Raw genomic sequence first — 26,496 nt, forward strand, 5'->3', positions numbered from 1 at the left:
GCAGTTGCCGGATGCGTCAACACATCCGGCAAACACACATCACGGATGAGCTACAAACCGGGAAAGCCGCTGGCGTAGCAGGCGGTTTTCCTGCTTCAGGTGCGCAATATCATCCATTAACGTCAGCGCCACCGCGATCCCCGACCAGTCCAGAGCCAGTTCATGACGCAGGCGTACTGCGCGTTGCACCACAATGGCGGCATGGTCGTCAAATACCCAGGTTGTTTCCTGGATCTCACGCGGTTCAACCACTCCCAAACCGACAATTTCATTCAACTCCTCTTCAGAGATGCCGGTATGCAGGCAAAATTCGGTAATAGTAAAAGTCACCGTAACATTAGCCATCATGCTTTCCCCCAATCTTTACGTGGATCAAAAGACGACTGGGCGTCTGCCAGTTGTTGCCACAGCGCGGCAGTGTTTTCATCCGGTTTCGGCGGCATCACGATTTTCAGTACCGCATACAGATCGCCGGTCTGTTTTTTGCTCACCAGACCTTTGCCTTTAACGCGCAATCGTTGCCCGGCCTGACTGCCAGGTGGGATAGTCAGCAAAATGCTTTCTTTCAGTGTTGGAACGGTGACTTTAGCACCCAGCGCCGCTTCCCACGGGCTAACCGGCACCACAATTTCCAGATCCTGGCCGACAATATCGAACAGCGGATGTGGCGCAATATGAATCACCAGCCACAAATCGCCATTTGGACCGCCGTTTTCGCCCGGCGTCCCCTGGCCTTTCAGGCGGATGCGTTGACCATTGCCGACGCCCGCCGGGATCTTCACATTCAGCGTTTTCGGGATTTCCTGTTCGATCATGCCAAAGGCGTTATAAACCGGCAGGTTATAGCTGATGGTACGCTTATGCTCAGTAAGCGTTTCTTCGAGGAATACCGCCACTTCGATTTCAATATCGTGGCCGCGTGTGGCGGGGCGTTGACGGCTCTGGCGGGCATGCTGACCGAAAATTGACGAGAAGATATCGTCAAAATCTTCGGCGTTAAAACTCTGACCGTCGCCATGCTGGAACTGACGGCTAAATTGCGGATCGTTGCGATGTTGCCACATCTGATCATACTCAGCGCGACGTTGTTCATCACTTAACACTTCCCAGGCTTCAGCGACCTCTTTGAAGCGGGCTTCGGCATCCGGTTCTTTGCTGACATCAGGATGGTATTTGCGGGCCAGTCGACGATAGGCGGTCTTGATTGTCTTGAGATCGTCCGTCGGTTTCACGCCCATGATGGCGTAATAATCCTTTAATTCCATAGCGTTATCTCGCGTAAATCAACTCAAATTGAAGGAACCCCTGTAAGGTAACTCCTATAAGTGTAGGGTAATCCTCAAAATTTCATATGCCAACACAGAATATGTTATTGAAATCATCGCGGAGAGGAGGTCGCCTCAAGGTGGGGTGTTGAACATATTTTAAACAGGTGAAAAAGGGTGAGCGATTTTTGATAGTTGAAACAGGCACTTTAAGTTTAACTGGGGCGTCATTATTTATTAAATTTTATAGGCGCTATATATGAGTAGTAATATACATGGAATTAGTTGCACTGCAAATAATTATTTGAAAGAAGCATGGAGCAATATAAAAAATGAGCACGAAAAAAATCAAAAATATTCAATCACGCTTTTTGAAAACACACTTGTGTGTTTTATTCAGTTGTATAAAGAAATCAGACGTCAACAAGCTGAAGACTACATTCCATGCCTGGAATGCGATTCACTAGAAAAAGAATTTGAGGAAATACAGAATGATAATGATTTATCATTATTTATGAAAACATTGCGTACTAATGATAAACAAATTTATTCAGGGGTTTCAGGAGGTATTACATATACTATACAATATGTTGAAGATGTTAATATTGTTAGAGTGTCCTTACCGGGCAGAGGGGCAGAGTCTATCACAGATTTTAAAGGTTATTATTGGTATGGCTTTATGGAATATATTGAAAACATTACTGCGTGTGATGATGTTTTTTCTGAGTATTGTTTAGATGATAATGAAAATATGAGTATCCAGCCAGAGCGGATAAATACGCCGGGAATATCTGATTTGGATTCTGGCATTGATTTGTCTGGTATATCTTTTATTCAGAGTGAAACTAACCAGGCATTAGGATTAAAATATGCTCCTGTAGATGGCGATGGATATTGTCTGTTAAGAGCTATACTGGTTTTAAAACAACATGATTATTCATGGGCGCTGGTCAGTTATAAGACGCAAAAGGAAGTTTACGACGAATTCATTAAAATGGTTGATAAAAAAACGATCGAGGTTCTTGTTGATACGGCATTCTATAATCTCAGGGAAGATGTAAAGACGTTATTTGGCGTTGATCTACAATCTGACAACAAAATTCAGGGGCGGGGTAGTTTTTTATCATGGAGTTTTTTGTTTTTTAAAAAAGAATTTATTGATAGTTGCTTGAATGACAAAAAATGCATACTGCATTTACCCGAGTTTATATTTAATGATAACAAGACACACCTTGTTTTAGACACCGACCCAGAGAAGAGGATTAATGAGGTGAAAAATTTCCTCACTGCTCTTTCAGATAGCATTTGCTCATCGTTTATTGTTACCAGTAATGTGGCATCAATTTCCTTGGGGAACGAATCCTTTTCAACAGATGAAGACCTTGAGTGTGGTTATTTAATGAATACTGGCAATCATTATGACGTTTACCTCCCTCCTGAACTTTTTGCTCAGGCTTACAAGTTAAACAATAAGGAAATGAATGCGCAACTTGACTATTTAAATCGTTATGCAATTTAATGGCAAAGGCATATGCTAAAACCATTGTTATTAGTCTCACACTTTTTTATTGGTAAATATTGTCTCTGTATTGGAAACGCCGCAGATATTCTGTTTAGCCACAGGTGCAATTATCAGCGGCGTACGCGAGGCAGGGGCTAATCAGGCATAGTTTGCGTCAAACCTTGCCTGTTTTTGAAGATGTATATAGAAAAACAGGTTTTCAACAAGCCATTTTGCGAACCTGTTCCCGGAAAAAAGTCATATTTCTGTCACACTCTTTAGTGATTGATAACAAAAGAGGTGCCAGGAATGAACAAAACGCTAATCGCCGCAACTGTGGCAGGGATAGTTTTACTCGCTTCAAATGCTCAGGCACAAACCGTACCGGAAGGCTATCAGCTACAGCAAGTGCTCATGATGAGCCGCCATAACTTACGTGCGCCGCTGGCGAACAATGGCAGTGTGCTGGAGCAGTCGACGCCGAATAAATGGCCAGAATGGGACGTCCCCGGTGGGCAACTCACCACCAAAGGTGGCGTGCTCGAAGTGTATATGGGCCATTACATGCGTGAATGGCTGGCAGAGCAGGGGATGGTAAAATCGGGGGAATGCCCGCCGCCGGACACCGTATATGCCTATGCCAATAGTCTGCAACGTACCGTTGCGACTGCACAGTTCTTTATTACCGGCGCATTCCCCGGGTGTGATATTCCTGTTCATCATCAGGAAAAAATGGGCACTATGGACCCAACCTTTAACCCAGTGATCACCGATGATTCCGCCGCATTCAGTGAACAGGCGGTGGCGGCAATGGAGAAAGAGCTCGGTAAACTCCAGCTTACCGACAGCTACCAGCTACTGGAAAAAATCGTTAACTATAAAGATTCCCCTGCCTGTAAAGAGAAACAACAATGTTCGCTGGTGGATGGCAAAAATACCTTTAGCGCGAAGTATCAACAAGAACCAGGTGTTTCCGGGCCGCTGAAAGTCGGCAACTCGCTGGTAGATGCGTTTACTTTGCAATATTACGAAGGTTTTCCGATGGATCAGGTGGCCTGGGGAGAAATCAAATCTGACCAGCAGTGGAAGGTGTTGTCGAAGCTGAAAAACGGTTACCAGGACAGCCTGTTTACCTCACCGGAAGTGGCGCGCAATGTTGCGAAACCGCTGGTCAGTTATATCGACAAAGCCCTGGTCACCGATCGCACCAGCGCACCGAAAATCACGGTGTTAGTTGGGCACGACTCCAACATTGCCTCTCTATTAACGGCGCTGGATTTCAAACCGTATCAGTTGCATGACCAGAACGAACGCACGCCGATTGGCGGCAAAATCGTTTTCCAGCGTTGGCATGACAGCAAAGCCAATCGCGATTTGATGAAAATTGAATATGTGTACCAGAGTGCGGAACAGTTACGTAATGCCGATGCGTTAACCCTTCAGGCACCTGCGCAGCGCGTGACGCTGGAATTAAGCGGTTGTCCGATAGATGCCAACGGTTTCTGCCCAATGGATAAGTTTGATAGCGTGTTGAATGAAGCGGTGAAATAACAGAAAACTCCCCCGCGAGAAGCGGGGGAGTCGCGTATTAAACGTTTTTACGTTCGATGGTCTGTTCGCCCCAAAAAAGCGAATCTTTATCGGTCTTAGCAAAGGCTTTGACTAACACTTCATCGCTACCTTCTTCCCAAATCTTTTCCGCCATTTTTTCGTCGTACCCGGCGACTTCGAAAATGGCCTCGGCTATTTCCGGCGACGTATTGCGCAGAGATGCCCATTCACCGACGTGATGAGCTTTCGCTTCTTGAGTTGGCATGCGTATCCTCCTGTTGAAGATTAGCCGTTAAGTTTAACTGCCAGACCTGCGACATATTCCCCTTGATAACGAGCAATAGACAGTTCTTCCTGGCTTGGCTGGCGTGAGCCGTCACCGCCTGCGATGGTGGTTGCGCCGTACGGCGTACCGCCGCGAACCTGTGAAACGTCAAATAATTCCTGCGCTGCGTAGCCAATGGGGACAATCACCATGCCGTGATGCGCAAGGGTCGTCCAGGTGGATGTGATGGTTTGTTCCTGACCGCCGCCAGTACCGGTGGAACTAAAGACGCTCGCCAGTTTTCCGTATAGTGCGCCGGAAGCCCACAGGCCGCCCGTCTGGTCGAGGAAGGTACGCATTTGACCGGACATGTTGCCAAAGCGGGTAGGTGTACCAAAAATAATGGCGTCGTAATCGGCCAGTTCTTGCGGGGTTGCAACCGGTGCAGTTTGCGTTTTACCGCCTGCTTTTTCAAATAATTGCGGCGGCATGGTTTCCGGTACACGCTTAACGACAACTTCTGCGCCATCCACTTTGCTTGCACCCTCAGCAACTGCGCGTGCCATCGTTTCAATATGTCCGTACATGGAATAATAAAGCACCAGAACTTTAGCCATTTCTAACCACTCCTCGTGTTATCTCTATTCCGTAGCGATTCGCTACCACTTATTTAAAGATAAGACGTCCTTTTCAGAGTGCAAATTTCACAACCACTTATTTGATTTATAACAACTTTCACAAGCACGTAATTTTGTCGCAAAATGACACATTTTTATCTCATTGCGTTTTTTTAATCATAAGAGCGGCTTATGGATAATTATTGGAGATGATATCTATTCTCGCTAAGAAGCTGTTGCAGGATATTACTAAATGCGGGTCTGCCCGCGTCAGTTCACTAAGCTTAGTCCCACGTAGCGAAAATATGGCAGCTGCCATACGCCGCGTTAATTCTATGCAATATGATGTCTATACCCAGACGGAGGTCAGTAATGGCAAACCATCGTGGCGGTTCCGGCAATTTTGCAGAAGACCGCGAAAGAGCATCAGAAGCAGGTAAAAAAGGTGGCAAGAGCAGTCACGGTAAAAGCGACAACTAGCCGGGCTAATCCATGACGAATGTATTTTTGTCTGAAACTCGTCAAAAAGTCATCACCGCCGGTAACCCCGGCGGTTTTCTGTTTATGGCTCCTGATGAACAACTTCTGGCGGTGGAACGTCAACCAACCTTCTGCTTAACAACGCATTGAGTAAAATCGCGCCAAAGGTGGCTGTACCGATCCCTCCCAACGTAAAACCGCCCAGCGTGAGAGCAAAATCACCCGCGCCCAGCACTAAGGTTACTGCGACCATAATCAAATTACCGTTCTGGCTTAAATCGACACGGTTTTGTACCCAGATCCTTGCGCCTGCGACGGCAATCAGCCCGAACACAACAATTGATGCACCACCAATCACCGGTGCTGGAAGGGTATGAATCAGCGCGCCAAATTTCGGCGAAAAGCCCAACAGCATGGCGATGACGGCAGCAGCAACAAACACCAGCGTCGAGTAGACTTTTGTCACGGCCATCACACCGATATTTTCAGCATAGGTGGTCACGCCGCTACCGCCGACAGAGCCGGAAAGCATCGTTGCCAGCCCATCGCCCACGAATGCCCGCCCCATATATGGATCCATATTGCGTCCGGTCATCCCGGCGACCGCCTTGAGATGACCTAAGTTTTCTGCCACCAGAATCACCGCCACGGGCGCAATCAGCATCATTGCCTGACCATTAAAAGCAGGAGTGGAAAAATGTGGCAAACCGAACCAGGCAGCATGGCTGACGAGAGTAAAATCGACGGCTTTTCCCAGCCCTAAAACGTTGGTCATCACGCCATACAGCAGACAGGCGACAATTAATCCTACGAGAATCAATAATCGCTGGATCATGCCACGGGTAAACACCGCCACTAGCCCAATACACAGCACTGTCATTACCGCCATCCAGCTATCAAAGGTCGAAGCCGATACACTTTTCACTGCGATAGGCGCTAAGTTCAGGCCAATCGCCATCACCACCGCACCCGTCACCACTGGCGGCATCAGTCGTTCAATCCAGCGCGTACCGATTTTCATCACCACCAGGCCAATGACGGTATAAACCAGCCCACAGGCGATAATCCCGCCCAGCGCAATGCTGATATTCGGGTTAATGCCCTGACCGTTAAAGCCCGTCGCGGCGATCACCACGCCGACAAAAGCCGCGCTGGAGCCGAGATAACTGGGGACGCGCCCGCCGGTAATAAAGAAAAACAGTAACGTGCCGATCCCCGACATTAAAATGGAAAGGTTGGGATCCAGCCCCATCAGAATCGGCATTAACACCGTTGCGCCAAACATCGCCACCGCGTGTTGAACGCCCATTATTGCCGTCTGAGCAAACGGCAATCGTTCATCCGGCGCGACCACGCCGCTCTCTGTAGAGGTCGATTTTAACTGCCAGTGAGGAAAACCGAACATTGCCATCAGCTGTCTCCTTAAGGAGGTTAACAAGCAGGGCGCATCAGCGCGTGATAACTGCGATCAAACCACACCAGCCCGTAGGGGGTGGCGTGACGATGAATCGCTTCGATGGCGCAAAACAGAATGTCGTGGGTGCCGACGCTCACCACCTGGCTGATACGGCAGTCAAACGAAACCAGTGCCTCTTCCAGTTGCGGGCATCCGGTCACACCAGTCTGCCAGCGGGCGGCGGCAAAGCGGTGTTCCATGGGCGTTTTGCCGCCAAAAAGGTTTGAAAGCGGCTCCTGTCCGGCGCTAAGTGTATTTACACATAGCGTTCGATTTTCATTGAATACCGGCCAGACGGACGCCCCACGATTCAGGCACACCAGTAATGTGGGCGGCGTATCGGTCACGCTGCAGACGGCGCTGGCGGTGAACCCGGCGCGCCCGGCTGGACCGTCCGTGGTGATGATATTGACCGCCGCGCCCATGCAGGACATCGCATCGCGAAAAGTTTGTTGATCGACAATGTTCATAGTTTGCTCCTTACAACAGCCCGCAGGCTTCTTCAAAGGACAGACGTGGCAGGCGCGCATAAAGCTTGCTGCTATCGCCATAGCCGATATTAATCAGCAGATTGCTCTTCAGCGTGCTGCCCGTAAAAAAGGCGTCGTCCACGTGTTGACGGTCAAAGCCGGACATCGGGCAGGTATCCAGCCCCAGCGCCCGGCAGGCGACGATCAGATAGGCCGCCTGCATGGAACTGTTGCGAAACGCTGTTTCTTCGGCAAGTTGTGGGCTGGAGGTAAACCAACTGCGGGCATCGCCGTGAGGAAACAGCTGTGGTAACCGTTCATAAAATTCACTGTCCCAGGCGACGATCGCGGTGACGGGCGCGGTCAGGGTTTTTTGCAGATTGCCGCTGGAAAGCGCCGGGCGCAGACGTTCTTTTCCTTCTGCAGTGCGGATAAACACGATCCGTGCCGGAGAACAGTTAGCTGATGTCGGCCCCCATTTCATCAGGGCATAAATCTCCCGTAACGTCTCATCGCTGACGGGTGTCTCCCGCCAGCCGTTGTGAGTGCGGGCATCGGTGAATAGGGTGCTAAGCGCACCAGGGCTAACGGCTTCGTTCATAGCAATTCCTTACAGGCGGCTTCACGGTGATGTAACAGGCTGGCAAGCCCGTTGAGTAACAAAGCATTAAACGTTTCGGGATCGGTCACGTTGCAGGCGTGTCCGCCATAGCGCATCACCATTTTCTGGCTATCGGGCAGGGCGGCATGAAGTTCACTGGAACATGCTGATGGCACCAGCAGAGCATCACTGGCGCAGATGATTTGCACCGGGCAGCGGATGCGATCCGCATGGCGACTAAAGTCAGCGCGTTTGAGGGCGTTAAGTCGACGCAGTAAATTATTTTTGCCCTGAAAATGCGCCAGTGCCAGCGCGTCTTCAGCTTCCAGGCGAGGTGCGCGGGCCGCCATCCAGTCGGCGGGATAGAGGAACAATGGCTGAGCTTCCACCCATGCCTGCGCGCCGCCGCTATGTAGTAACTTCTCGCGAACCTGAAAACAGCGGCGCGTATGGGCGTTTATTCGTAGCCAGCCGTTAACGCTGACCAGCATAGTTACCGACGCGGGATAATCCAGCGCCAGCTGCATTCCCACCAGCGCACCGAGCGCATGGCCGACCACCGCGTAACGCTCAATCCCTGCGGCTACCAGCGCCTGATGCAGTTCCGCTGCCATCTGGGCGATACTGTAATCTTCTGCCAGCGTGTCGGGATTATTGCCGGTGCCGCGCTGGTCGTAACAGATTACCTGATACTCCTGCTCCAGCACCGCCAGTTGCGGTAACCAGTAACTGCCGCTACCGCCAAGACCCGAAATCAACACCACTACGGGCGCATCAGCATAAGGGGGAGGTGAGAGTGAAAGTTTCATCGCGGCCTCACTTGGCGATATGCGCAATTGTGGCGATTTCCACCAGCGCGTCAGGTTTTACCAGTCCGCACTGAATGCAGAATCGCGCCGGTTTGTCACCCGGAAAAAACTCGGCGTAGATTTCGTTAATCGCGGCGTAATTTTTCCAGTCGGTAATAAAGATGCTGTTGAAGGTCACGTCCGCCATCGTGCCACCCGCCGTCTCGATCACCTTGCGGATGGTTTCCAGAACGTGGCGGGTTTGCGCCTTTGGGTCATCGGCAAACAGCACGTTATTATGTTGATCAAAAGCCAGCGTACCGGAGACATACACCACGCCATCAGCCAGCGTGCCGGGAACGAAGGGAGCCAGCGGTGCGCTGCTGCCAACGGGAATAATTACGGATTTTGGCATCGTTAAACTCCTTAAGCGATACGAGCAAAGGACGTGGGAGAAAGCGCGTCGCAGAACGTTTCGACGTCGCTTACCCAGCCAAAAAAGGTTTCGATATTGAACAACGCGGCTTTCTGTGCAAATTCCGGCCCCGCCTGGTGTGTTGCGTCTTCCAGCACCACGCCGAAATACTCCAGAAAAAAGCCATCGCGTAGCGTCGATTCGACGCAGACGTTGGTAGCGATGCCAGTGAAAACCAGATGGCGTATTTCACGGCTGCGCAAAATGCTGTCCAGCGGCGTATTGAAGAAACCGCTGTAGCGTGGCTTCGGCAGCACAATATCGCCAGGCTGCGGCACCAGTTCATCCACCAGTTGATAATCCCAGGAGCCTTTCGCCAGCAATTTCCCCTGTAGCTGCGGCTGCTTACGCATGGTTTTCAGGGCGTTCGATTTATGAAAATTTGGTGAGCCGGGGCCGCCAGCCTCGACATACTGTGCATCCCAGCCATTTTGAAACCAGATGATCAGCATCCCTGCTGCTCGTGCCGCGGTCACGGCGGTTTGAATGTTGGCAATGACCGGGCGAGTGGTTGAGACATCAAACCCGGCGAGATCTAAGTAGCCGCCTGGCGTGGCATAAGCGTTTTGCATATCCACCACGATCAGCGCACTTTGCTGCGGATCGAAGGTAATGGCTTCCGGTCGAGCGGTTAAGATTGTCATCATGCCACCTCCTGAGTCAGCGCAGGGAGATGGGCGCGGCACTGCATCAGTGGTTGAATGCGCTCGCCGAAGGTTTCGATTCCCGACAGAAAATCATCGAAGGTCAACAGCACGCCTTCGGCACCAGGCACGCTTGCGACTTCATCTAACATGCGAGCAACACTGGCGTAAGAACCGACTAACGTCCCCATGTTGATGTTTACCGCCGAAGTGGGATCGGCCATCTGACGGACGTTGGTGTCAGTACCGGAGCGGGTATCTTTCTGACTTTGTTCGGTTAGCCAGCTTAACGCCTCTTCATCCGCGCCCGCTTTGTAGTGTTCCCATTTGGTGCGAGCGGCATCGTCGGTTTCGTCGGCAATCACCATAAACAACACATAAGAGCCAACGTCGCGCCCGGTTTGCTCTGCGGCCTGTTTCATCCGCGCAGCGATCGGGGCGAAAGCCGTGGGTGTATTTACGCCTTTGCCGAAACAGAAGTTGAAATCGGCATACTGAGCGGAGAACGCCATGCCAGCGTCGCTTTGCCCGGCGCAGATCACTTTCATGGGTACACTCGGTTGCGGACTGACGCGACAATCATTCATGGTGAAAAAATCGCCTTTAAAATCGCTTTTGCCCGTGCCCCACAGGTCGCGCAGCACCTGAACATATTCGGTGAGATAGTCGTAACGACGGGAGAAATAGTCATCGCCAGGCCAGATACCCATCTGCTCATACTCGGGCTTTTGCCAGCCAGTCACGAGGTTGACGCCAAAACGCCCGCCAGAGATGGAGTCAATGGTTGTGGCCATACGGGCGACGATTGCCGGAGGTAACGTTAAGGTGGCGGCAGTGGCGTAAATCTGAATGCGCGAGGTCACGGCTGCCAGCCCCGCCATCAAGGTGAACGACTCAAGGTTGTGATCCCAGAACTCAGTTTTGCCGCCAAAGCCACGCAGTTTGATCATCGACAGGGCGAAGTCGAAATGGTAGTGCTCCGCTTTTTGCACAATGGCTTTATTCAGTTCAAAGGTCGGCATGTACTGCGGCGCGTGGGTCGAAATGAGCCAGCCGTTGTTGCCAATAGGTACGAATACGCCAATTTTCATCATCAACCTCTCTTCGTCTCGTAAAGTGAAAGTCAGACGGGGCGCTGCATCCTGCATATCCTTTTCAGCCGCGTAATGGTTTGTTTGCAAAGCGGATGCCAGTTTTTAAAAAGTGAATGTTATTAATATGTTAATGTTAAGTTGTCTAAAATATCTGGAAAAAAGTGGACTAAACGGTCAAAACAGTTGCACATAAAACATGCATCCGTGCGCGATGAAAGTGCAGAAGGTCGAGGCCGGGCAGGGGTTTTGCTATCCTGTTGCCAATCTACAAGAGGGGAGAGCGCATGACGCAAGGCGCAGTGAAAACAACGGGTAAACGTTCGCGCGCAGTGAGCGCGAAGAAAAAAGCGATTCTTAGCGCAGCACTGGACACTTTTTCACAATTCGGTTTTCACGGCACAAGGCTGGAGCAGATCGCAGAGTTGGCGGGTGTTTCAAAAACCAATCTGCTGTATTACTTTCCGTCAAAAGAGGCGCTGTATATTGCCGTGCTGCGGCAGATTCTCGATATCTGGCTGGCACCGTTAAAAGCGTTTCGTGAAGATTTCGCCCCGCTGGCGGCGATCAAAGAGTACATCCGTCTGAAGCTGGAAGTCTCACGCGATTATCCGCAGGCTTCGCGCCTGTTCTGTATGGAGATGCTGGCAGGCGCGCCGCTGTTAATGGATGAACTGACGGGCGATTTGAAGGCATTAATTGATGAGAAATCGGCGCTGATTGCCGGTTGGGTAAAAAGCGGCAAACTCGCGCCGATTGACCCGCAGCATTTGATTTTTATGATTTGGGCTTCCACTCAACATTACGCCGATTTCGCCCCTCAGGTGGAGGCGGTGACAGGCGCGACGTTGCGCGATGAGGTATTTTTCAATCAAACGGTTGAAAACGTGCAGCGAATTATTATTGAGGGGATTCGACCACGTTAAAGATGCCGGAGGAGGTTGTAACATCCTCCGGCTACCTGTTTAACCGATCGTCATTAAACTGGCGTTACCGCCAGCGGCAGCGGTATTCACACTCAGCGAGCGTTCGATATACAGCCGTTCCAGAAGGATATTGCTTTCGCCTCGGGCAAAACCCTGCACCGAAACAATTGCGCCATCCCGCGCGGCAACGGCTTCACACAATGCGCGAAGCTGATCCGAATCACCGTGGAAGATCACCGCATCAAAGGGTTGAGCGGTTATATTTTCCGCTTTCGCCAGTTGAATACGTTCGCTGACTGCCGATGGCAATGCCTTCACTAACTGACGATGCAGCGTGTCATCCGGCCACAGTACCTGGCTGCCCACCGCCAGCACGGCGGCGAGCTGAGTCAGCGCATCCTGTTCATCATCCGCAATACACAACACGCGCTCACGCGGCAGCAGCGTCCAGGTGTTGCGTTCACCCGTCGGCCCTGGCAGCAATCGTTGTGTTCCTGCCTGCGCCAGCTCGCCATATTGCGTACATAACGCCTGCAATTCTGGACGGTTTGCCGCCCATTCCCGCAGTGCATTTAGCGGCTGAGTCAATGCGGCTTTCAACTGCACATCGACCGGATACTCTGCATCCTGACGCGCGAGCGTCACTGCCAGTGCACTTTCCGGGCGATTCGCCAGCAGACGGTAGAGATAGAGCGGACCGCCTGCTTTCGGCCCGGTACCGGACAACCCTTCGCCGCCGAACGGCTGCACACCCACCACTGCGCCCACCATATTACGGTTAACGTACAGGTTACCGACATGCGCCGAGCCAGTGACCTGGGCGATGGTTTCATCAATACGCGTATGAACGCCAAGCGTCAGGCCATAACCGGAAGCGTTAATCTGCTCGATCAGCTCCGGCAGCTGGTTACGGTTGTAACGCACCACATGCAGCACCGGACCAAAGACCTCTTTTTGCAATTCGGCAAAGTCATCCAGTTCGATCAGCGTCGGGGCGACAAAGGTGCCGCTTTGCCATTCACGGGCATCTTCGCTGTTTTCCCGCACCGCCTGGAACACCGGACGGCCTTTGCTACGCATGGTCTGAATATGACGCTCGATATTGGCTTTCGCTTCGCTATCAATCACCGGACCGATATCGGTGGTCAGGCGACCAGGATTACCCATCCGGCATTCGGCCATTGCGCCGCGCAGCATTTTCAACGTGTGGTCGGCAATCTCATCTTGCAGGCACAGCACGCGCAGCGCCGAACAACGCTGACCCGCACTGTCGAACGCCGAGGCCAGTACATCCACGACGACCTGTTCGGTCAGTGCTGAAGAATCGACAATCATCGCGTTCATGCCGCCGGTTTCAGCGATGAGCGGAATAGGGCGACCCTGAGCGTCCAGGCGGCTGGCGATATTGCGTTGCAGTAACGTAGCGACTTCGGTTGAACCGGTAAACATCACCCCGCGCACGCGATCATCACCCGTCAGTTGCGCGCCCACGGTTTCACCCTGACCTGGCAGCAATTGCACCACGCCTGGCGGTACACCCGCTTCCAGCAAAATGGCGATCCCTTGCGCGGCAATCAGCGGCGTTTGTTCTGCCGGTTTTGCCAGTACGCTGTTACCTGCCGCCAGTGCGGCAGCGATCTGCCCGGTGAAAATCGCCAGCGGGAAGTTCCACGGGCTGATACATACCACAGGCCCTAATGGACGGTGGGTTTCGTTAGCGAAATCATCTCGCACCTGTCCGGCGTAGTAGTGGAGAAAATCGACCGCTTCGCGCACTTCGGCAATGGCGTTACTGAAGGTTTTTCCGGCTTCACGCACCAGAATACCAATCAGTTGCTGCATCTGGCTTTCCATCAGCACGGCAGCGCGATGCAAAATTGCCGCGCGTTCAGCCGGAGGCGTGGCAAACCAGATTGGTGCGTTATTAACCGCACTTTCCAGCGCCTGTTCTACTTCACTCGGCGTGGCTTCGCGCACATAGCCCACAATATCTTTCGGCTCTGCCGGGTTAATAACGGGCGACATCTCACCAGCCGCGACCGATTGTTCCAGCATTGGCAAGGCCTGCCATTTTTGCAGTGCACTATTGAGCAGGGCAGAAGAGAGCGATGCCAGACGGTGTTCGTTAGCGAGATCCAGCCCTGCCGAGTTGTCGCGCCCGTGACCGTAAAGATCGCGCGGCAGGGGAATTTTCGGATGTGGTAATCCAGTTTGACCTTCCTGTTGCGCCAGTTTTTCTACAGCAGTGACCGGATCGGCAACCAGTTCATCCAGTGGCAAAGAGGTGTCAGCAATACGGTTAACAAACGAGGTGTTAGCACCGTTTTCCAGCAGGCGACGCACCAGATACGCCAGCAGCGTTTCATGGGTACCGACAGGAGCATAAATACGACATGGACGGTTAAGTTTGCCGTCGGCAACTTTCCCGGTGACCTGCTCATACAGTGGCTCGCCCATACCGTGCAGGCACTGGAACTCGTACTGACCCGGGTAGTAGTTCTGACCCGCCAGTTGATAAATTGCCGCCAGCGTATGGGCGTTATGCGTTGCGAACTGCGGGTAGATTAGATTCGGCACCGCCAGCAGCTTTTTCGCACAGGCGAGATATGAAACGTCGGTATACACCTTGCGGGTATAAACCGGATAACCTTCAAGGCCGTCCATCTGCGCGCGCTTGATTTCACTATCCCAGTACGCGCCTTTCACCAGGCGAATCATCAGACGGCGACGGCTGCGGGTGGCGAGATCAATCAGGTAATCAATCACCAGTGGGCAGCGTTTTTGATAAGCCTGAATAACAAAACCGATGCCGTTCCAGCCTGCCAGTTCCGGCTCGAAACAGAGTTTTTCCAGCAGATCGAGGGAGATCTCCAGACGATCGGCCTCTTCGGCATCGATGTTAATACCAATATCGTACTGACGCGACAGCAGGGTGAGTGATTTCAGACGTGGGTAAAGCTCTTCCATTACCCGGTCATACTGGGCGCGGCTGTAACGCGGATGCAGCGCCGACAGCTTGATTGAAATGCCCGGACCTTCATAGATGCCACGACCATTGGACGCTTTACCAATGGCGTGAATCGCCTGCTGATAGGAAACCATATACGCCTGTGCATCTGCGGCGGTCAGCGCGGCTTCGCCCAGCATATCGTAGGAGTAACGGAAACCTTTCTCTTCCAGCTTGCGGGCATTGGCTAACGCTTCCGCGATGGTTTCGCCAGTGACGAACTGCTCGCCCATCAGGCGCATCGCCATATCCACACCTTTGCGGATCAGCGGTTCACCGCTCTTACCGATAATGCGGTTCAGCGAGCGGGAGAGGCTGGCTTCGTTATGGGTGGAAACCAGTTTGCCGGTAAACAGCAGCCCCCAGGTGGCGGCATTAACAAACAGGGACGGGCTACGACCAATGTGTGACTGCCAGTTACCGTTGCTGATTTTGTCGCGAATTAACGCATCACGGGTGGCTTTGTCGGGAATACGCAACAACGCTTCTGCCAGACACATCAGCGCCACGCCTTCCTGCGATGACAGCGAAAACTCCTGCAATAACCCCTGGACCATACCTGCGCGACCACTGGCATTTTTTTGATTACGCAGTTTATCGGCCAGTTGATATGCCAGTTTATGCGCCTGTTCAGCAACTGGCTGCGGCAGGCGGGCTTGTTCCAGCAGCATCGAAACCGCTTCGGTTTCCGGGCGGCGATAGGCCGCGGTGATCGCGGCGCGGGAAACCGACTGGGGCAAAATTTGCTCGGCAAAGTCGAGGAAAGGCTGGTGTGGTTCCTCTGCCGGAGTCGGTGCTTCATCGCTCTCATTGGCAGCGCCAGAAAGCAGCGCAGGTAGCTCCGGCAGAGTATCGCTGTTTTCCAGTTGTTCAAGATAAGAAAAAATCGCCTGCTTAATTAACCAGTGTGGCGTGCGATCGATACGTGTCGCGGCAGACTTAATACGCTCACGCGTCGCGTCGTCCAGCTTAACCCCCATGGTGGTGGTTCCCATGCCATTACTCCTGTTGTTCTGAAAGGTGCAACTTAACGTTATCGTGAAATATCCATGATGTTGCAACTTTGTGCAACTATGTTAAATGTGACCTGCGTAGCAAGCTTAAAAATGAATGAAATGTTAATAATAGAAATCGATATGACAGGGATTAAAAAAATAACTCAGACTTTTTCTCTGCGGCAGTTAACATTTTTGAAAGGTGCAACCGCAAAAAATGTGAGAGAGTGCAACCTGATGAAAAATAGTGTCGCTGAGCACTAAAATTTAATGTAAATGGTGTGTTAAATCGATTGTGAATAACCAGCGCTTCCGGCAGGATACGGTCGCCCTGGTAAAACATAAACTCTGTTACCCCGTTCCGGTGGCAGATATAACGGCAAGTTTCGACATTGCCGATAATAATTTTTTGGAGACTTTAGATGGCTATTAGCACACCGATGTTGGTGACATTTTGTGTCTATATCTTTGGCATGATATTGATTGGGTTTATCGCCTGGCGATCAACGAAAAACTTCGACGACTATATTCTGGGCGGTCGTAGCCTTGGGCCATTCGTGACGGCATTATCGGCGGGTGCGTCGGATATGAGCGGCTGGCTGTTAATGGGGTTGCCGGGCGCAGTTTTTCTTTCCGGGATTTCCGAAAGTTGGATCGCCATTGGCCTGACATTAGGCGCGTGGATTAACTGGAAGCTGGTGGCCGGGCGGTTGCGTGTGCATACCGAATACAACAATAACGCCTTAACATTGCCGGATTATTTCACCGGGCGCTTTGAAGATAAAAGCCGTATTTTGCGTATTATCTCCGCGCTGGTGATTTTGCTGTTCTTCACCATTTATTGCGCTTCGGGCATCGTGGCAGGCGCGCGTCTGTTTGAAAGTACCTTTGGCATGAGCTACGAAACGGCTCTGTGGGCGGGCGCTGCGGCGACGATCCTTTACACCTTTATTGGCGGTTTCCTCGCGGTGAGCTGGACTGACACTGTACAGGCCAGCCTGATGATTTTTGCCCTGATCCTGACGCCGGTTATCGTAATCATTAGCGTTGGTGGGTTTGGCGACTCGCTGGAAGTGATCAAACAAAAGAGCATCGAAAACGTCGATATGCTCAAAGGGCTGAACTTTGTTGCCATTATCTCGCTGATGGGCTGGGGGCTGGGTTACTTCGGGCAGCCGCACATCCTGGCGCGTTTTATGGCGGCGGATTCTCACCACAGCATTGTCCATGCGCGTCGTATCAGTATGACCTGGATGATCCTCTGCCTGGCAGGGGCGGTGGCTGTCGGCTTCTTTGGTATCGCTTACTTTAATGAGCACCCGGCGGTAGCAGGTGCGGTAAACCAGAACGCTGAACGCGTGTTTATCGAACTGGCGCAAATTCTGTTTAACCCGTGGATTGCCGGGGTTCTGCTGTCGGCGATTCTGGCAGCGGTAATGTCAACGTTAAGTTGCCAGCTGCTGGTATGTTCCAGTGCGATTACCGAAGATTTATACAAAGCGTTTCTGCGTAAACAGGCCAGCCAGAAAGAGCTGGTGTGGGTAGGGCGTGTGATGGTGCTGGTGGTGGCGCTGGTGGCCATTGCGCTGGCGGCAAACCCGGAAAACCGCGTGCTGGGCTTAGTGAGCTACGCGTGGGCAGGCTTTGGCGCAGCGTTTGGTCCGGTGGTGCTGTTCTCGGTGATGTGGTCACGCATGACGCGCAACGGTGCGCTGGCGGGGATGATCATCGGTGCGCTGACGGTTATCGTCTGGAAGCAGTTCGGCTGGCTGGGACTGTACGAAATTATTCCGGGCTTCATCTTTGGTAGTATCGGGATTGTAGTGTTTAGTTTGCTGGGTAAAGCGCCGTCAGCGGCGATGCAAAAACGCTTTGCCGAGGCCGATGCGCACTATCATTCGGCTCCGCCGTCACGGTTGCAGGAAGGGTAAGCTGAAGAGCAATAATTTATCTTTTGCTTTTTAATCCGAATGTTCCCTGCCATGCCGTATAAATTGCCTGGCAGGGAGCGTTCGGGGGCAATTGCTATTTGCCACCTGGCTCAGATGAACAAAATTGCCGCTATCGGTACCTTCAGCTTATGTCCTGCGGCTGGTAGGTTGGGCGAGATAGTGTGGATTCGACATATTCCCGCTACTTTGCAGCCACGCCAGTTTTTTCGCGCCTTGCACCGTCATTCCGCTCAATTTCAGGTAGGATCTGGAAGTAGACCACTGGAAGCCCCGTCCTTTACTCCACTTGTGGGCTCCCCCTGCGCGGTCACGATCCTCCTGACTCATATTCGCCCATTGCACGATGTCCCCGAAGGTGAAAGAGACACATTTCTGCGGCCCTTTCAGCTTCAACTCACCCAGGGCGGTAAGCCCGTCGTTCTTCAGGTAGTTCCTGGCAGTAGTCCGCGAGAGGTTTCTTTCCTTACACCACTTTTCTAAATAACCAACCGGTTTTCGCACCTTCTTGTCTAAGGCTGCCCACTGGCGGATATGTTCAAGGGTGAATTTGGCATATTCATGCGGCCCGTTTACCTTTACCTCTCCCGCGTAGTTCAGGCCGTGATCGGTCAGGTAATTCCTGGCATTTTTGATATTAAAATGATTGCGCGTACACCATCCTTGAACTCCCCCTAGATCGTTTCGCGCCTGCTGGTCCATAGCCGCCCATTTTCGCATGTCGTCGACAGTCAATTTAACATATTGATGTGGCTCGTCCGCCTCTGGCTGGTCCTCGGTGGTCTGCCTGGTGTTGTTTATGTCGTCATTTGCATTATTTGGTGGGAAGTTGCTTGTATTACACGATTGCTGTAATTCCCCATCGTTACGCCACGCCAGCGGGGACATATTTCCAAATTCTCGCATGCCGTTGTTGGTAATGTGTGTTTCTTCTCCTCCGTATTGTTGGGCCGGGGAGTAGCGAGCTGCTTCATGCACCCTGTTTTGACTTTCATCCGTGAGTATTGGCCGTACGGACCAGAGATCAAATGTTCCATACTGACTGCGTGACATCAGTGTTGTGACGATGGAGTGAAACAGCTCAAGAGCAATATTTGTGCTGGTGCATACACCGTTCTTACTGACTGCAATTTTCACGAGAGTGCCCGTGTTGTCATGCTCTTGCGTCTTCGTGAAGGTGATGGTGAAACCGGCAACATCGAAGGTGAACGGTTCAGGAAGTTGCAGATCATTTGCATTTACCACCGGTTGAAACTGATGTCGATGTAGTTCGGTTGTCATCGCAACAGCCAGCAAGTGAACCTCTTCAGGAACCAGTGGAGTAACAGCCATGCCCGTGCTGTAGTCCGCATCCCTTTTGATATAATTATTCATCTGCACCAGAAGCGACAAAGTTTCCAGACAACTACTCGGGAGTTGCTGCGGTGGAATATAGGTTGCTGCGCTCGTATTGAGGTTGGATATTGGTCTCATGTCATGCTCTCCGTATCCTTACAGGGTTAATGATTCGTATTAAGTCGTAGCCATCCGCATGGCTCCGGGCGATTCAGTCTGCGCACTAGGATGTACACTTCGGATGCGTTCTTGATGTAGTAATCAATCCGCTCATTCTGGTGTTAATGGTGTAACTACGAAAGCACCCGTAAAAAGCAGGAGGAATGCCAGTTATTGGCGAATTTACAATGCTGCCATCGGGGTGAGTTTCATGAAGATTGTTATTTTTTTTACGCCTTGAATCATCGCGGTAAATAATAATTTCTTCCTGTGTTTCATAAAGTACGTAGTTACAATTATTCGTGAGCCTTGTTGTTAATTCGATGTTAGCCCTTGGCCAGAGGGAAAATTAACGCGTAAGATTTTCAAATTCATCGACCGAGAAATAGATGGATTATATGCTCGACCCTAATTACAGGGTTCATCTGAAAACAGTGGCGTCTCATCTTATTCCTTCTCTTTCTGTATTCAATACTAGTGGGGTTGTAATAATATAGTAAAAAATCGTGAGTAAAAAGCTTTGAGTAATTATCAGCTTATTGATTTTTATGTGTTAGTGTGTTTGATGATTGATTTTCACGAGAATCTCTTACTTTTGGTTAAGATTTCTATTTTTATTCTATGTGACTTTTTTAATTCGCATCCTGCTTCGTTTTATCGTGATGTAGAATTGTATATAGCATTAGCCATAAAATGATATCACTGGAAATATAATAAGGAGGATTATAGTTTTTGGGGTTAATTACGCACTATCAAAAATCGCTCATTCCAGGCTTAAATACACGTTTTCTCCTGTTTAGGTTGGGGCGAAAAATTCGATGAGGAGATGAGGTATAATTTTATTCACAACCTTATCACTATCTATTAATAAGCAAAAAACAACGTTCTTTTGTGAAACGACAAAATGAAAATTCAACCCTTCGGGGCACGCTGCAGCGAGTTTGTCGCCACCAACATTCGTGCAAGCTTCATCTGCCGGGCGAAAAGTCAGCTAAATACCTTAAAATAATCGCTTTTTTCTCCGGATTTGATCTCCTCATTTTTACATTCCAACATCATTTTATAAACATTCCGCTTGTATTTTTCTTTATCGTAATGATAATCGCTATCACTGCGATTTACTTTTCTTTGCATAGATTGACTCAGAAAAACGTTTAAGGGTGGGTGGCATGTTTGTTCCGTTTCTCATTATGTTGCGCGAAGGACTTGAAGCCGCGCTGATTGTCAGTTTGATTGCCAGCTATCTTAAGCGTACCCAGCGAGGCCGATGGATTGGTGTGATGTGGATTGGCGTGCTGTTTGCCGCTGCGTTGTGCCTGGGCTTGGGTATCTTCATTAACGAAACCACCGGCGAATTTCCGCAAAAAGAACAGGAACTGTTTGAAGGTATCGTGGCGGTGATCGCCGTGGTGATCCTTACCTGGATGGTTTTCTGGATGCGCAAAGTGTCGCGCAACGTCAAAGTGCAACTGGAACAGGCAGTCGATAGCGCATTGCAGCGTGGAAATCATCATGGCTGGGCGCTGGTGATGATGGTCTTTTTTGCCGTTGCAAGGGAAGGGCTGGAGTCGGTCTTTTTCCTGCTGGCGGCATTTCAACAAGATGTCGGGATCTGGCCGCCGCTGGGTGCAATGCTCGGTCTTGCTACAGCCGTGGTGCTTGGCTTCCTGCTCTACTGGGGCGGTATTCGCCTCAATCTTGGTGCATTTTTTAAATGGACCAGTCTGTTTATTCTCTTCGTCGCCGCTGGGCTGGCAGCTGGTGCCATTCGCGCATTTCATGAAGCCGGATTGTGGAACCACTTTCAGGAAATCGCCTTCGATATGAGCGCGGTGCTGTCAACTCACTCGCTGTTTGGCACGCTGATGGAAGGGTTTTTTGGCTATCAGGAAGCGCCAAGTGTCAGCGAAGTCGCCGTCTGGTTTATTTATCTCATCCCGGCGCTGGTGGCATTTGCCCTGCCACCACGCGCAGGGGCGACAGCGTCTCGCTCCGCGTAGCAAATACGACGCAAACTCTTGCTTAGTTACAACATACTTTAAAGGGATAGTCTCGTCATGACCATTAACTTCCGCCGTAACGCATTGCAGTTGAGCGTGGCTGCGCTGTTCTCTTCTGCTTTTATGGCTAACGCCGCCGATATTCCGCAAGTCAAAGTGACCGTGACGGATAAGCAGTGCGAGCCGATGACCATTACGGTTAACGCCGGGAAAACACAGTTCATTATTCAGAACCACAGCCAGAAGGCGCTGGAGTGGGAGATCCTCAAAGGCGTGATGGTGGTGGAAGAGCGAGAAAATATCGCCCCTGGCTTTAGCCAGAAAATGACGGCGAATTTACAGCCTGGCGAATACGATATGACCTGCGGTCTGCTGACTAACCCGAAAGGGAAGTTGATTGTCAAAGGTGAGGCAACGGCGGATGCGGCGCAAAGTGATGCGCTGTTAAGTCTTGGTGGTGCAATTACTGCATATAAAGCGTATGTCATGGCGGAAACCACGCAGCTGGTGACCGACACCAAAGCCTTTACCGACGCGATTAAAGCAGGCGATATCGAAAAAGCAAAAGCACTGTATGCGCCGACGCGCCAGCACTATGAGCGCATTGAACCGATTGCTGAACTGTTCTCCGATCTGGATGGTAGCATTGACGCCCGTGAAGATGATTACGAGCAAAAAGCCGCCGATCCAAAATTCACCGGTTTCCACCGTCTGGAAAAAGCATTGTTTGGCGACAACACCACCAAAGGGATGGATAAGTACGCTGACCAGCTTTATACCGATGTGGTCGATTTGCAAAAACGCATCAGTGAACTGGCTTTCCCACCTTCAAAAGTGGTCGGCGGTGCAGCCGGACTGATTGAGGAAGTGGCAGCCAGCAAAATCAGCGGTGAAGAAGATCGCTACAGCCACACCGATCTGTGGGATTTCCAGGCTAACGTTGAAGGCTCGCAGAAAATTGTCGATCTGCTGCGTCCACAACTGCAAAAGGCCAACCCGGAACTGCTGGCAAAAGTCGATGCCAATTTCAAAAAGGTCGATACCATTCTGGCGAAATACCGTACTAAAGACGGTTTTGAAACCTACGACAAATTGACCGATGCCGACCGGAACGCGTTGAAAGGGCCGATTACTGCGCTGGCGGAAGATCTGGCGCAACTTCGCGGTGTGCTGGGACTGGATTAAGCGTTATGCAGTATGAAGATGAAAACGGCGTGAATGAACCGTCACGCCGACGTTTACTGAAAGGGATTGGTGCGCTGGCGCTGGCAGGAAGTTGTCCGGTCGCTCATGCACAAAAAACGCAAAGTGCACCGGGCACGCTTTCACCGGATGCACGCAATGAGAAACAACCGTTTTATGGTGAGCATCAGGCAGGGATCCTGACGCCACAACAGGCCGCAATGATGCTGGTGGCGTTTGATGTGCTTGCCAGCGATAAAGCCGATCTTGAACGGTTGTTTCGCTTGTTGACTCAGCGTTTTGCTTTTCTGACTCAGGGCGGAGCGGCACCAGAAACGCCAAATCCGCGCCTGCCACCACTCGATTCTGGCATTCTTGGCGGCTACATTGCGCCCGATAATCTCACCATCACGTTGTCAGTTGGTCACTCGTTGTTTGATGAACGGTTTGGTCTTGCGCCACAGATGCCGAAAAAGTTGCAGAAGATGACGCGTTTCCCCAACGACTCGCTTGATGCAGCATTATGTCATGGTGATGTGTTGCTACAAATTTGCGCCAACACCCAGGATACGGTGATCCATGCGCTGCGCGATATCATCAAACACACGCCGGATTTGCTCAGTGTGCGCTGGAAGCGGGAAGGGTTTATTTCCGATCACGCGGCGCGTAGTAAAGGCAAAGAGACGCCGATTAATTTGCTGGGTTTCAAAGACGGCACTGCCAATCCCGATAGCCAGAATGATAAGTTGATGCAAAAAGTGGTGTGGGTAACGGCAGATCAGCAGGAGCCTGCGTGGACAATCGGTGGCAGCTATCAGGCAGTACGCTTGATTCAGTTTCGGGTGGAGTTTTGGGACAGAACGCCGCTGAAAGAGCAGCAGACGATATTTGGGCGTGATAAGCAAACCGGCGCGCCGCTGGGAATGCAGCATGAGCATGATGTGCCTGATTACGCCAGCGATCCGGAGGGGAAGGTGATCGCGCTGGACAGCCATATCCGGCTGGCGAATCCCCGCACGGCGGAGAGTGAGTCCAGCCTGATGCTGCGTCGTGGCTACAGTTATTCACTGGGCGTCACCAACTCCGGACAACTGGATATGGGGCTACTGTTTGTCTGCTATCAACACGATCTGGAAAAAGGCTTCCTGACAGTACAAAAAAGGCTCAATGGCGAAGCGCTGGAGGAATACGTTAAACCTATCGGCGGCGGTTATTTTTTTGCGCTGCCGGGGGTGAAGGACACGAACGATTATCTCGGAAGCGCGTTATTGCGGGTTTAATGTTTTCAGGCGGATAAGGCGTTCGTGCCGCACCAGGCGTTCGTGCGCTGATGCGACGCATGCGCGTCTTATCATGCCTACAATCGGTGCGGGTCGGTAGGCCGGATAAGGCGTTCACGCCGCATCCGGCAAGCTTTTACCAGCCCTGCGAATCCTGCTGAAAGCACACAGTTTTTTTATCACTGTCATCACTCTGTCATCTTTCCAGTAGAAACTAATGTCACTGAAATGATGTTTTATAGTTAAATATAAGTGAATATAATGTTGCAATGAATGCGAGATCTGTTGTAATTATTAAGTAGCAGCGGAAGTTCCCGGCAGTGATAGTCAGTCACTATGGAGATCGCGGATGGTAACGTCCTGTAGTGGACATGTTTTAGATAATCAACGCGCCACCACTCGCGGAGATTTCTCCTCCGGTAGTCATCTCGTCACTTTGCATTTTCAACCTCATCCTTTCTTTTCTTGTGTTACCGACGCCGTAAACGGTGCGCGTAGCCGTTTTTCGGCATTTTATCCAAAAGCAAACTATGGCTTACAAGGAAGCCAACCCTCTGATGTTCGTGCGCATAATCGCGCTGCCAACGGCGCGTGTGATGAATACAAACAACTCAAGGTGCTCTCCATGGGAAGACAAAAAGCAGTGATCAAAGCTCGTCGCGAGGCAAAACGTGTGCTGAGACGGGATTCGCGCAGCCATAAGCAGCGTGAAGAAGAATCGGTCACCTCGCTTGTGCAGATGAGCGGCGTAGAAGCCATTGGTATGGCCCGCGACAGTCGCGATACCTCGCCCATCCTCGCGCGAAATGAAGCGCAATTGCACTATCTGAAGGCTATTGAGAGTAAGCAGCTGATATTCGCCACGGGCGAAGCCGGGTGCGGAAAAACCTGGATCAGCGCAGCAAAAGCGGCAGAGGCCCTGATACATAAGGATGTCGACAGGATTATCGTCACCCGTCCAGTTCTGCAAGCCGATGAAGATCTTGGCTTCTTACCTGGAGATATCGCAGAAAAGTTTGCTCCCTATTTTCGTCCGGTCTACGACGTGCTGGTCCGGCGCTTAGGGGCTTCTTTTATGCAGTACTGCCTGCGACCGGAAATAGGGAAGGTGGAAATTGCGCCGTTCGCCTATATGCGTGGACGTACCTTTGAAAATGCAGTCGTCATTCTTGACGAGGCGCAGAATGTGACTGCCGCGCAAATGAAAATGTTTTTAACCCGCCTCGGGGAGAACGTGACGGTTATCGTCAACGGTGATATCACGCAATGCGATTTGCCTCGCGGCGTGTGCTCCGGATTAAGTGACGCGCTGGAACGTTTCGAAGAAGATGAAATGGTCGGCATCGTCCGATTCGGTAAAGAGGATTGCGTACGTTCGGCACTTTGCCAACGTACGCTACATGCATACAGTTAAGTGTATTATCGGCGCAGAGCCCGGGCGAACCGGGCTTTGTTTTATTTCATTAACAGCAAAGACTTTCACTTCAGGTTAACGTTCAGGGGGGCGACTTTGAGCGTGTTGATAAGCTGAAATGAATTCTGGTTTAGATACTCTTACCAGGCATTTTTCGTCATAGCACCCGACCAGTGTAATGCCGCCAGCGCGGAGAGTTTTTCTTCCAGAAGCCCAAAAAGCGAGTATCTGCCTATCTTTTTCCAGCCATTCAACCTGTACAGGAGGTCTGGTGCCAATTTTGCGTATGAGGTTTAATCAACAATGGGCCAAAATTTGACTGACTGATTAACACCGAATATATTCTCCTGATTTTTTTTAGGGATAATATTAAAAATATAAGGTTAATCTTAATTAATTTTTTGGCTAATATTGTGTGTTGTTATTTTTTGTGGACGGCAAGCCGCAATGGCAAAATAGGGATGGTTGTAATAATCAAAACATGATACTAACTATATATAGATCGTTGAATTGTTGGCATGTAACTCGCTACAGCGAGTAGCGTTAGTAATGAAATATAATCAACATGGATAGGTGAAGATTAATTATGAGCTTTATGGTTTTTGTAACTTGTTTGACAATTGCATTTGTCGCCGGTTTTGCTGTTGCCAGAAAATTGACACTCCGAAAAGTTGCCTCATCGGTAATCATCACTAAATCGCAACCAGTCCCTTCCTCTGCAACTTCCCCTGCTGCTAAGGCGTCGACAAGGAGCTATACACCGCAGAAAACCTATCGTGACTCTCGTTGGCAAGAACGAGATGAGTTATTTCAGGGAATGGTTGCCGAAGGTATTTTATTGGAAGGAAAAGAGTGGTTAATTACGCGTTGTGAAAAAATCTATTTTGATAATCTGGAGAAATGGTTTGGACATTATTGTCATATCCATTGCCAGTGAACCGCCCCGGGTTTCCTGGAGAGTGTTTTATCTGTGAACTCAGGCTGCCAGATCATCGTTTCCGATGGAAGCATAATAAGCTTTTTCTGCTTCTGCCGGAGGAGTATG

Annotated in this window: 23 protein-coding genes and 1 pseudogene; 11 read left to right on the forward strand and 13 right to left on the reverse strand. The window is 50.8% G+C overall.

Annotated elements, in window-relative coordinates; all coding sequences use genetic code 11:
- Positions 1 to 39 precede the first annotated feature (39 nt).
- Positions 40 to 345: a chaperone modulator CbpM gene (gene cbpM / locus ACJHYR_RS07245; RefSeq protein ID WP_062882333.1), complete on the reverse strand. Its 306-nt coding sequence runs from the start codon at positions 343 to 345 to the stop codon at positions 40 to 42.
- On the reverse strand, positions 345 to 1,265 hold the full coding sequence (gene cbpA / locus ACJHYR_RS07250; RefSeq protein WP_000420641.1) for a curved DNA-binding protein: 921 nt from the start codon (positions 1,263 to 1,265) through the stop codon (positions 345 to 347). Before cbpA ends, cbpM begins: the two co-directional genes overlap by 1 nt.
- 259 nt (positions 1,266 to 1,524) lie before the next feature.
- Here cbpA and ACJHYR_RS07255 point away from each other — a divergent pair, with 259 nt between their 5' ends.
- A complete protein-coding gene (locus ACJHYR_RS07255; RefSeq protein ID WP_042028131.1) occupies positions 1,525 to 2,784 on the forward strand; it encodes a YccE family protein in 1,260 nt (419 codons plus the stop codon).
- A 291-nt stretch (positions 2,785 to 3,075) separates the two neighbouring features.
- Entirely contained in the window at positions 3,076 to 4,317 is a 1,242-nt protein-coding gene (gene agp / locus ACJHYR_RS07260; RefSeq protein WP_001400190.1) for a bifunctional glucose-1-phosphatase/inositol phosphatase, read from the forward strand.
- Positions 4,318 to 4,354: 37 nt separating this feature from the next.
- Here the strand turns inward: agp and ACJHYR_RS07265 are convergent, their stop codons facing one another.
- Together ACJHYR_RS07265 and wrbA are read right to left on the reverse strand one after the other, a co-directional pair.
- Entirely contained in the window at positions 4,355 to 4,582 is a 228-nt protein-coding gene (locus tag ACJHYR_RS07265; protein WP_001143120.1) for a YccJ family protein, read from the reverse strand.
- 20 nt (positions 4,583 to 4,602) lie between these two features.
- Positions 4,603 to 5,199, reverse strand: coding sequence for an NAD(P)H:quinone oxidoreductase (gene wrbA / locus ACJHYR_RS07270; RefSeq protein ID WP_001151437.1), 597 nt, complete (start codon positions 5,197 to 5,199; stop codon positions 4,603 to 4,605).
- 372 nt (positions 5,200 to 5,571) lie between these two features.
- On the opposite strand from wrbA, the gene ACJHYR_RS07275 reads away from it, so the two are divergent.
- Positions 5,572 to 5,679: a general stress protein gene (locus ACJHYR_RS07275; RefSeq protein WP_001273654.1), complete on the forward strand. Its 108-nt coding sequence runs from the start codon at positions 5,572 to 5,574 to the stop codon at positions 5,677 to 5,679.
- Between the two features lie 82 nt (positions 5,680 to 5,761).
- On the opposite strand, the gene rutG is transcribed toward ACJHYR_RS07275, so the two are convergent.
- The 7 genes from rutG to rutA are packed head-to-tail and all read right to left on the reverse strand — an operon-like array spanning position 5,762 to position 11,204.
- Positions 5,762 to 7,090 (reverse strand): pyrimidine utilization transport protein G, encoded by a 1,329-nt coding sequence (gene rutG, locus ACJHYR_RS07280; RefSeq protein ID WP_059327877.1) that lies wholly within the window; start codon positions 7,088 to 7,090, stop codon positions 5,762 to 5,764.
- A 20-nt stretch (positions 7,091 to 7,110) separates the two neighbouring features.
- Positions 7,111 to 7,605: an NADH-dependent FMN reductase RutF gene (rutF, locus tag ACJHYR_RS07285; RefSeq protein ID WP_001028095.1), complete on the reverse strand. Its 495-nt coding sequence runs from the start codon at positions 7,603 to 7,605 to the stop codon at positions 7,111 to 7,113.
- 10 nt (positions 7,606 to 7,615) lie between these two features.
- Complete coding sequence (locus ACJHYR_RS07290) at positions 7,616 to 8,206, reverse strand: malonic semialdehyde reductase (protein ID WP_001586884.1); 591 nt, start codon at positions 8,204 to 8,206, stop codon at positions 7,616 to 7,618.
- Positions 8,203 to 9,015: a pyrimidine utilization protein D gene (gene rutD / locus ACJHYR_RS07295; protein ID WP_001586885.1), complete on the reverse strand. Its 813-nt coding sequence runs from the start codon at positions 9,013 to 9,015 to the stop codon at positions 8,203 to 8,205. Before rutD ends, ACJHYR_RS07290 begins: the two co-directional genes overlap by 4 nt.
- A 7-nt stretch (positions 9,016 to 9,022) precedes the next feature.
- Positions 9,023 to 9,409, reverse strand: coding sequence for a 3-aminoacrylate deaminase (rutC, locus tag ACJHYR_RS07300; RefSeq protein ID WP_001126796.1), 387 nt, complete (start codon positions 9,407 to 9,409; stop codon positions 9,023 to 9,025).
- 11 nt (positions 9,410 to 9,420) lie between these two features.
- Complete coding sequence (gene rutB / locus ACJHYR_RS07305) at positions 9,421 to 10,113, reverse strand: peroxyureidoacrylate/ureidoacrylate amidohydrolase RutB (protein WP_072837509.1); 693 nt, start codon at positions 10,111 to 10,113, stop codon at positions 9,421 to 9,423.
- Positions 10,113 to 11,204 carry a pyrimidine utilization protein A gene (rutA, locus tag ACJHYR_RS07310; RefSeq protein ID WP_042028155.1) on the reverse strand — a complete coding sequence of 364 codons (1,092 nt, stop codon included), beginning with the start codon at positions 11,202 to 11,204 and terminating at the stop codon, positions 10,113 to 10,115. The genes rutB and rutA overlap by 1 nt, the downstream gene beginning before the upstream one ends.
- A gap of 287 nt (positions 11,205 to 11,491) precedes the next feature.
- On the opposite strand from rutA, the gene rutR reads away from it, so the two are divergent.
- Positions 11,492 to 12,130 carry an HTH-type transcriptional regulator RutR gene (rutR, locus tag ACJHYR_RS07315; RefSeq protein WP_000191701.1) on the forward strand — a complete coding sequence of 213 codons (639 nt, stop codon included), beginning with the start codon at positions 11,492 to 11,494 and terminating at the stop codon, positions 12,128 to 12,130.
- A gap of 39 nt (positions 12,131 to 12,169) precedes the next feature.
- Here the strand turns inward: rutR and putA are convergent, their stop codons facing one another.
- Entirely contained in the window at positions 12,170 to 16,132 is a 3,963-nt protein-coding gene (putA, locus tag ACJHYR_RS07320; RefSeq protein WP_059327878.1) for a trifunctional transcriptional regulator/proline dehydrogenase/L-glutamate gamma-semialdehyde dehydrogenase, read from the reverse strand.
- Between the two features lie 54 nt (positions 16,133 to 16,186).
- On the opposite strand from putA, the gene ACJHYR_RS07325 reads away from it, so the two are divergent.
- Both ACJHYR_RS07325 and putP read left to right on the forward strand, forming a co-directional pair.
- Positions 16,187 to 16,396: a hypothetical protein gene (locus tag ACJHYR_RS07325; protein WP_000979512.1), complete on the forward strand. Its 210-nt coding sequence runs from the start codon at positions 16,187 to 16,189 to the stop codon at positions 16,394 to 16,396.
- Between the two features lie 158 nt (positions 16,397 to 16,554).
- Positions 16,555 to 18,063: a sodium/proline symporter PutP gene (gene putP / locus ACJHYR_RS07330; RefSeq protein WP_001586888.1), complete on the forward strand. Its 1,509-nt coding sequence runs from the start codon at positions 16,555 to 16,557 to the stop codon at positions 18,061 to 18,063.
- A 147-nt stretch (positions 18,064 to 18,210) separates the two neighbouring features.
- Here the strand turns inward: putP and ACJHYR_RS07335 are convergent, their stop codons facing one another.
- A complete protein-coding gene (locus tag ACJHYR_RS07335; protein WP_072837508.1) occupies positions 18,211 to 19,554 on the reverse strand; it encodes a hypothetical protein in 1,344 nt (447 codons plus the stop codon).
- A gap of 1,190 nt (positions 19,555 to 20,744) precedes the next feature.
- Here ACJHYR_RS07335 and efeU point away from each other — a divergent pair.
- From efeU to ACJHYR_RS07360, 5 genes and pseudogenes are all read left to right on the forward strand, one after another.
- The gene (gene efeU / locus ACJHYR_RS07340; protein WP_001586891.1) at positions 20,745 to 21,575 is read left to right on the forward strand and encodes an iron uptake transporter permease EfeU; all 831 of its coding nucleotides are present in this window, start codon (positions 20,745 to 20,747) and stop codon (positions 21,573 to 21,575) included.
- 57 nt (positions 21,576 to 21,632) lie between these two features.
- The gene (gene efeO, locus ACJHYR_RS07345; RefSeq protein ID WP_000154380.1) at positions 21,633 to 22,760 is read left to right on the forward strand and encodes an iron uptake system protein EfeO; all 1,128 of its coding nucleotides are present in this window, start codon (positions 21,633 to 21,635) and stop codon (positions 22,758 to 22,760) included.
- A gap of 5 nt (positions 22,761 to 22,765) precedes the next feature.
- A complete protein-coding gene (gene efeB / locus ACJHYR_RS07350; RefSeq protein ID WP_001586893.1) occupies positions 22,766 to 24,037 on the forward strand; it encodes an iron uptake transporter deferrochelatase/peroxidase subunit in 1,272 nt (423 codons plus the stop codon).
- A gap of 625 nt (positions 24,038 to 24,662) precedes the next feature.
- The gene (gene phoH / locus ACJHYR_RS07355; RefSeq protein ID WP_000533533.1) at positions 24,663 to 25,451 is read left to right on the forward strand and encodes a phosphate starvation-inducible protein PhoH; all 789 of its coding nucleotides are present in this window, start codon (positions 24,663 to 24,665) and stop codon (positions 25,449 to 25,451) included.
- Between the two features lie 586 nt (positions 25,452 to 26,037).
- A pseudogene (locus ACJHYR_RS07360) lies at positions 26,038 to 26,385 on the forward strand (hypothetical protein); the annotation flags it as partial.
- Positions 26,386 to 26,496 lie beyond the last annotated feature (111 nt).

The organism is Escherichia sp. WS1450, from assembly GCF_046487395.1.
In the GTDB taxonomy this organism is placed as follows: domain Bacteria; phylum Pseudomonadota; class Gammaproteobacteria; order Enterobacterales; family Enterobacteriaceae; genus Escherichia; species Escherichia coli.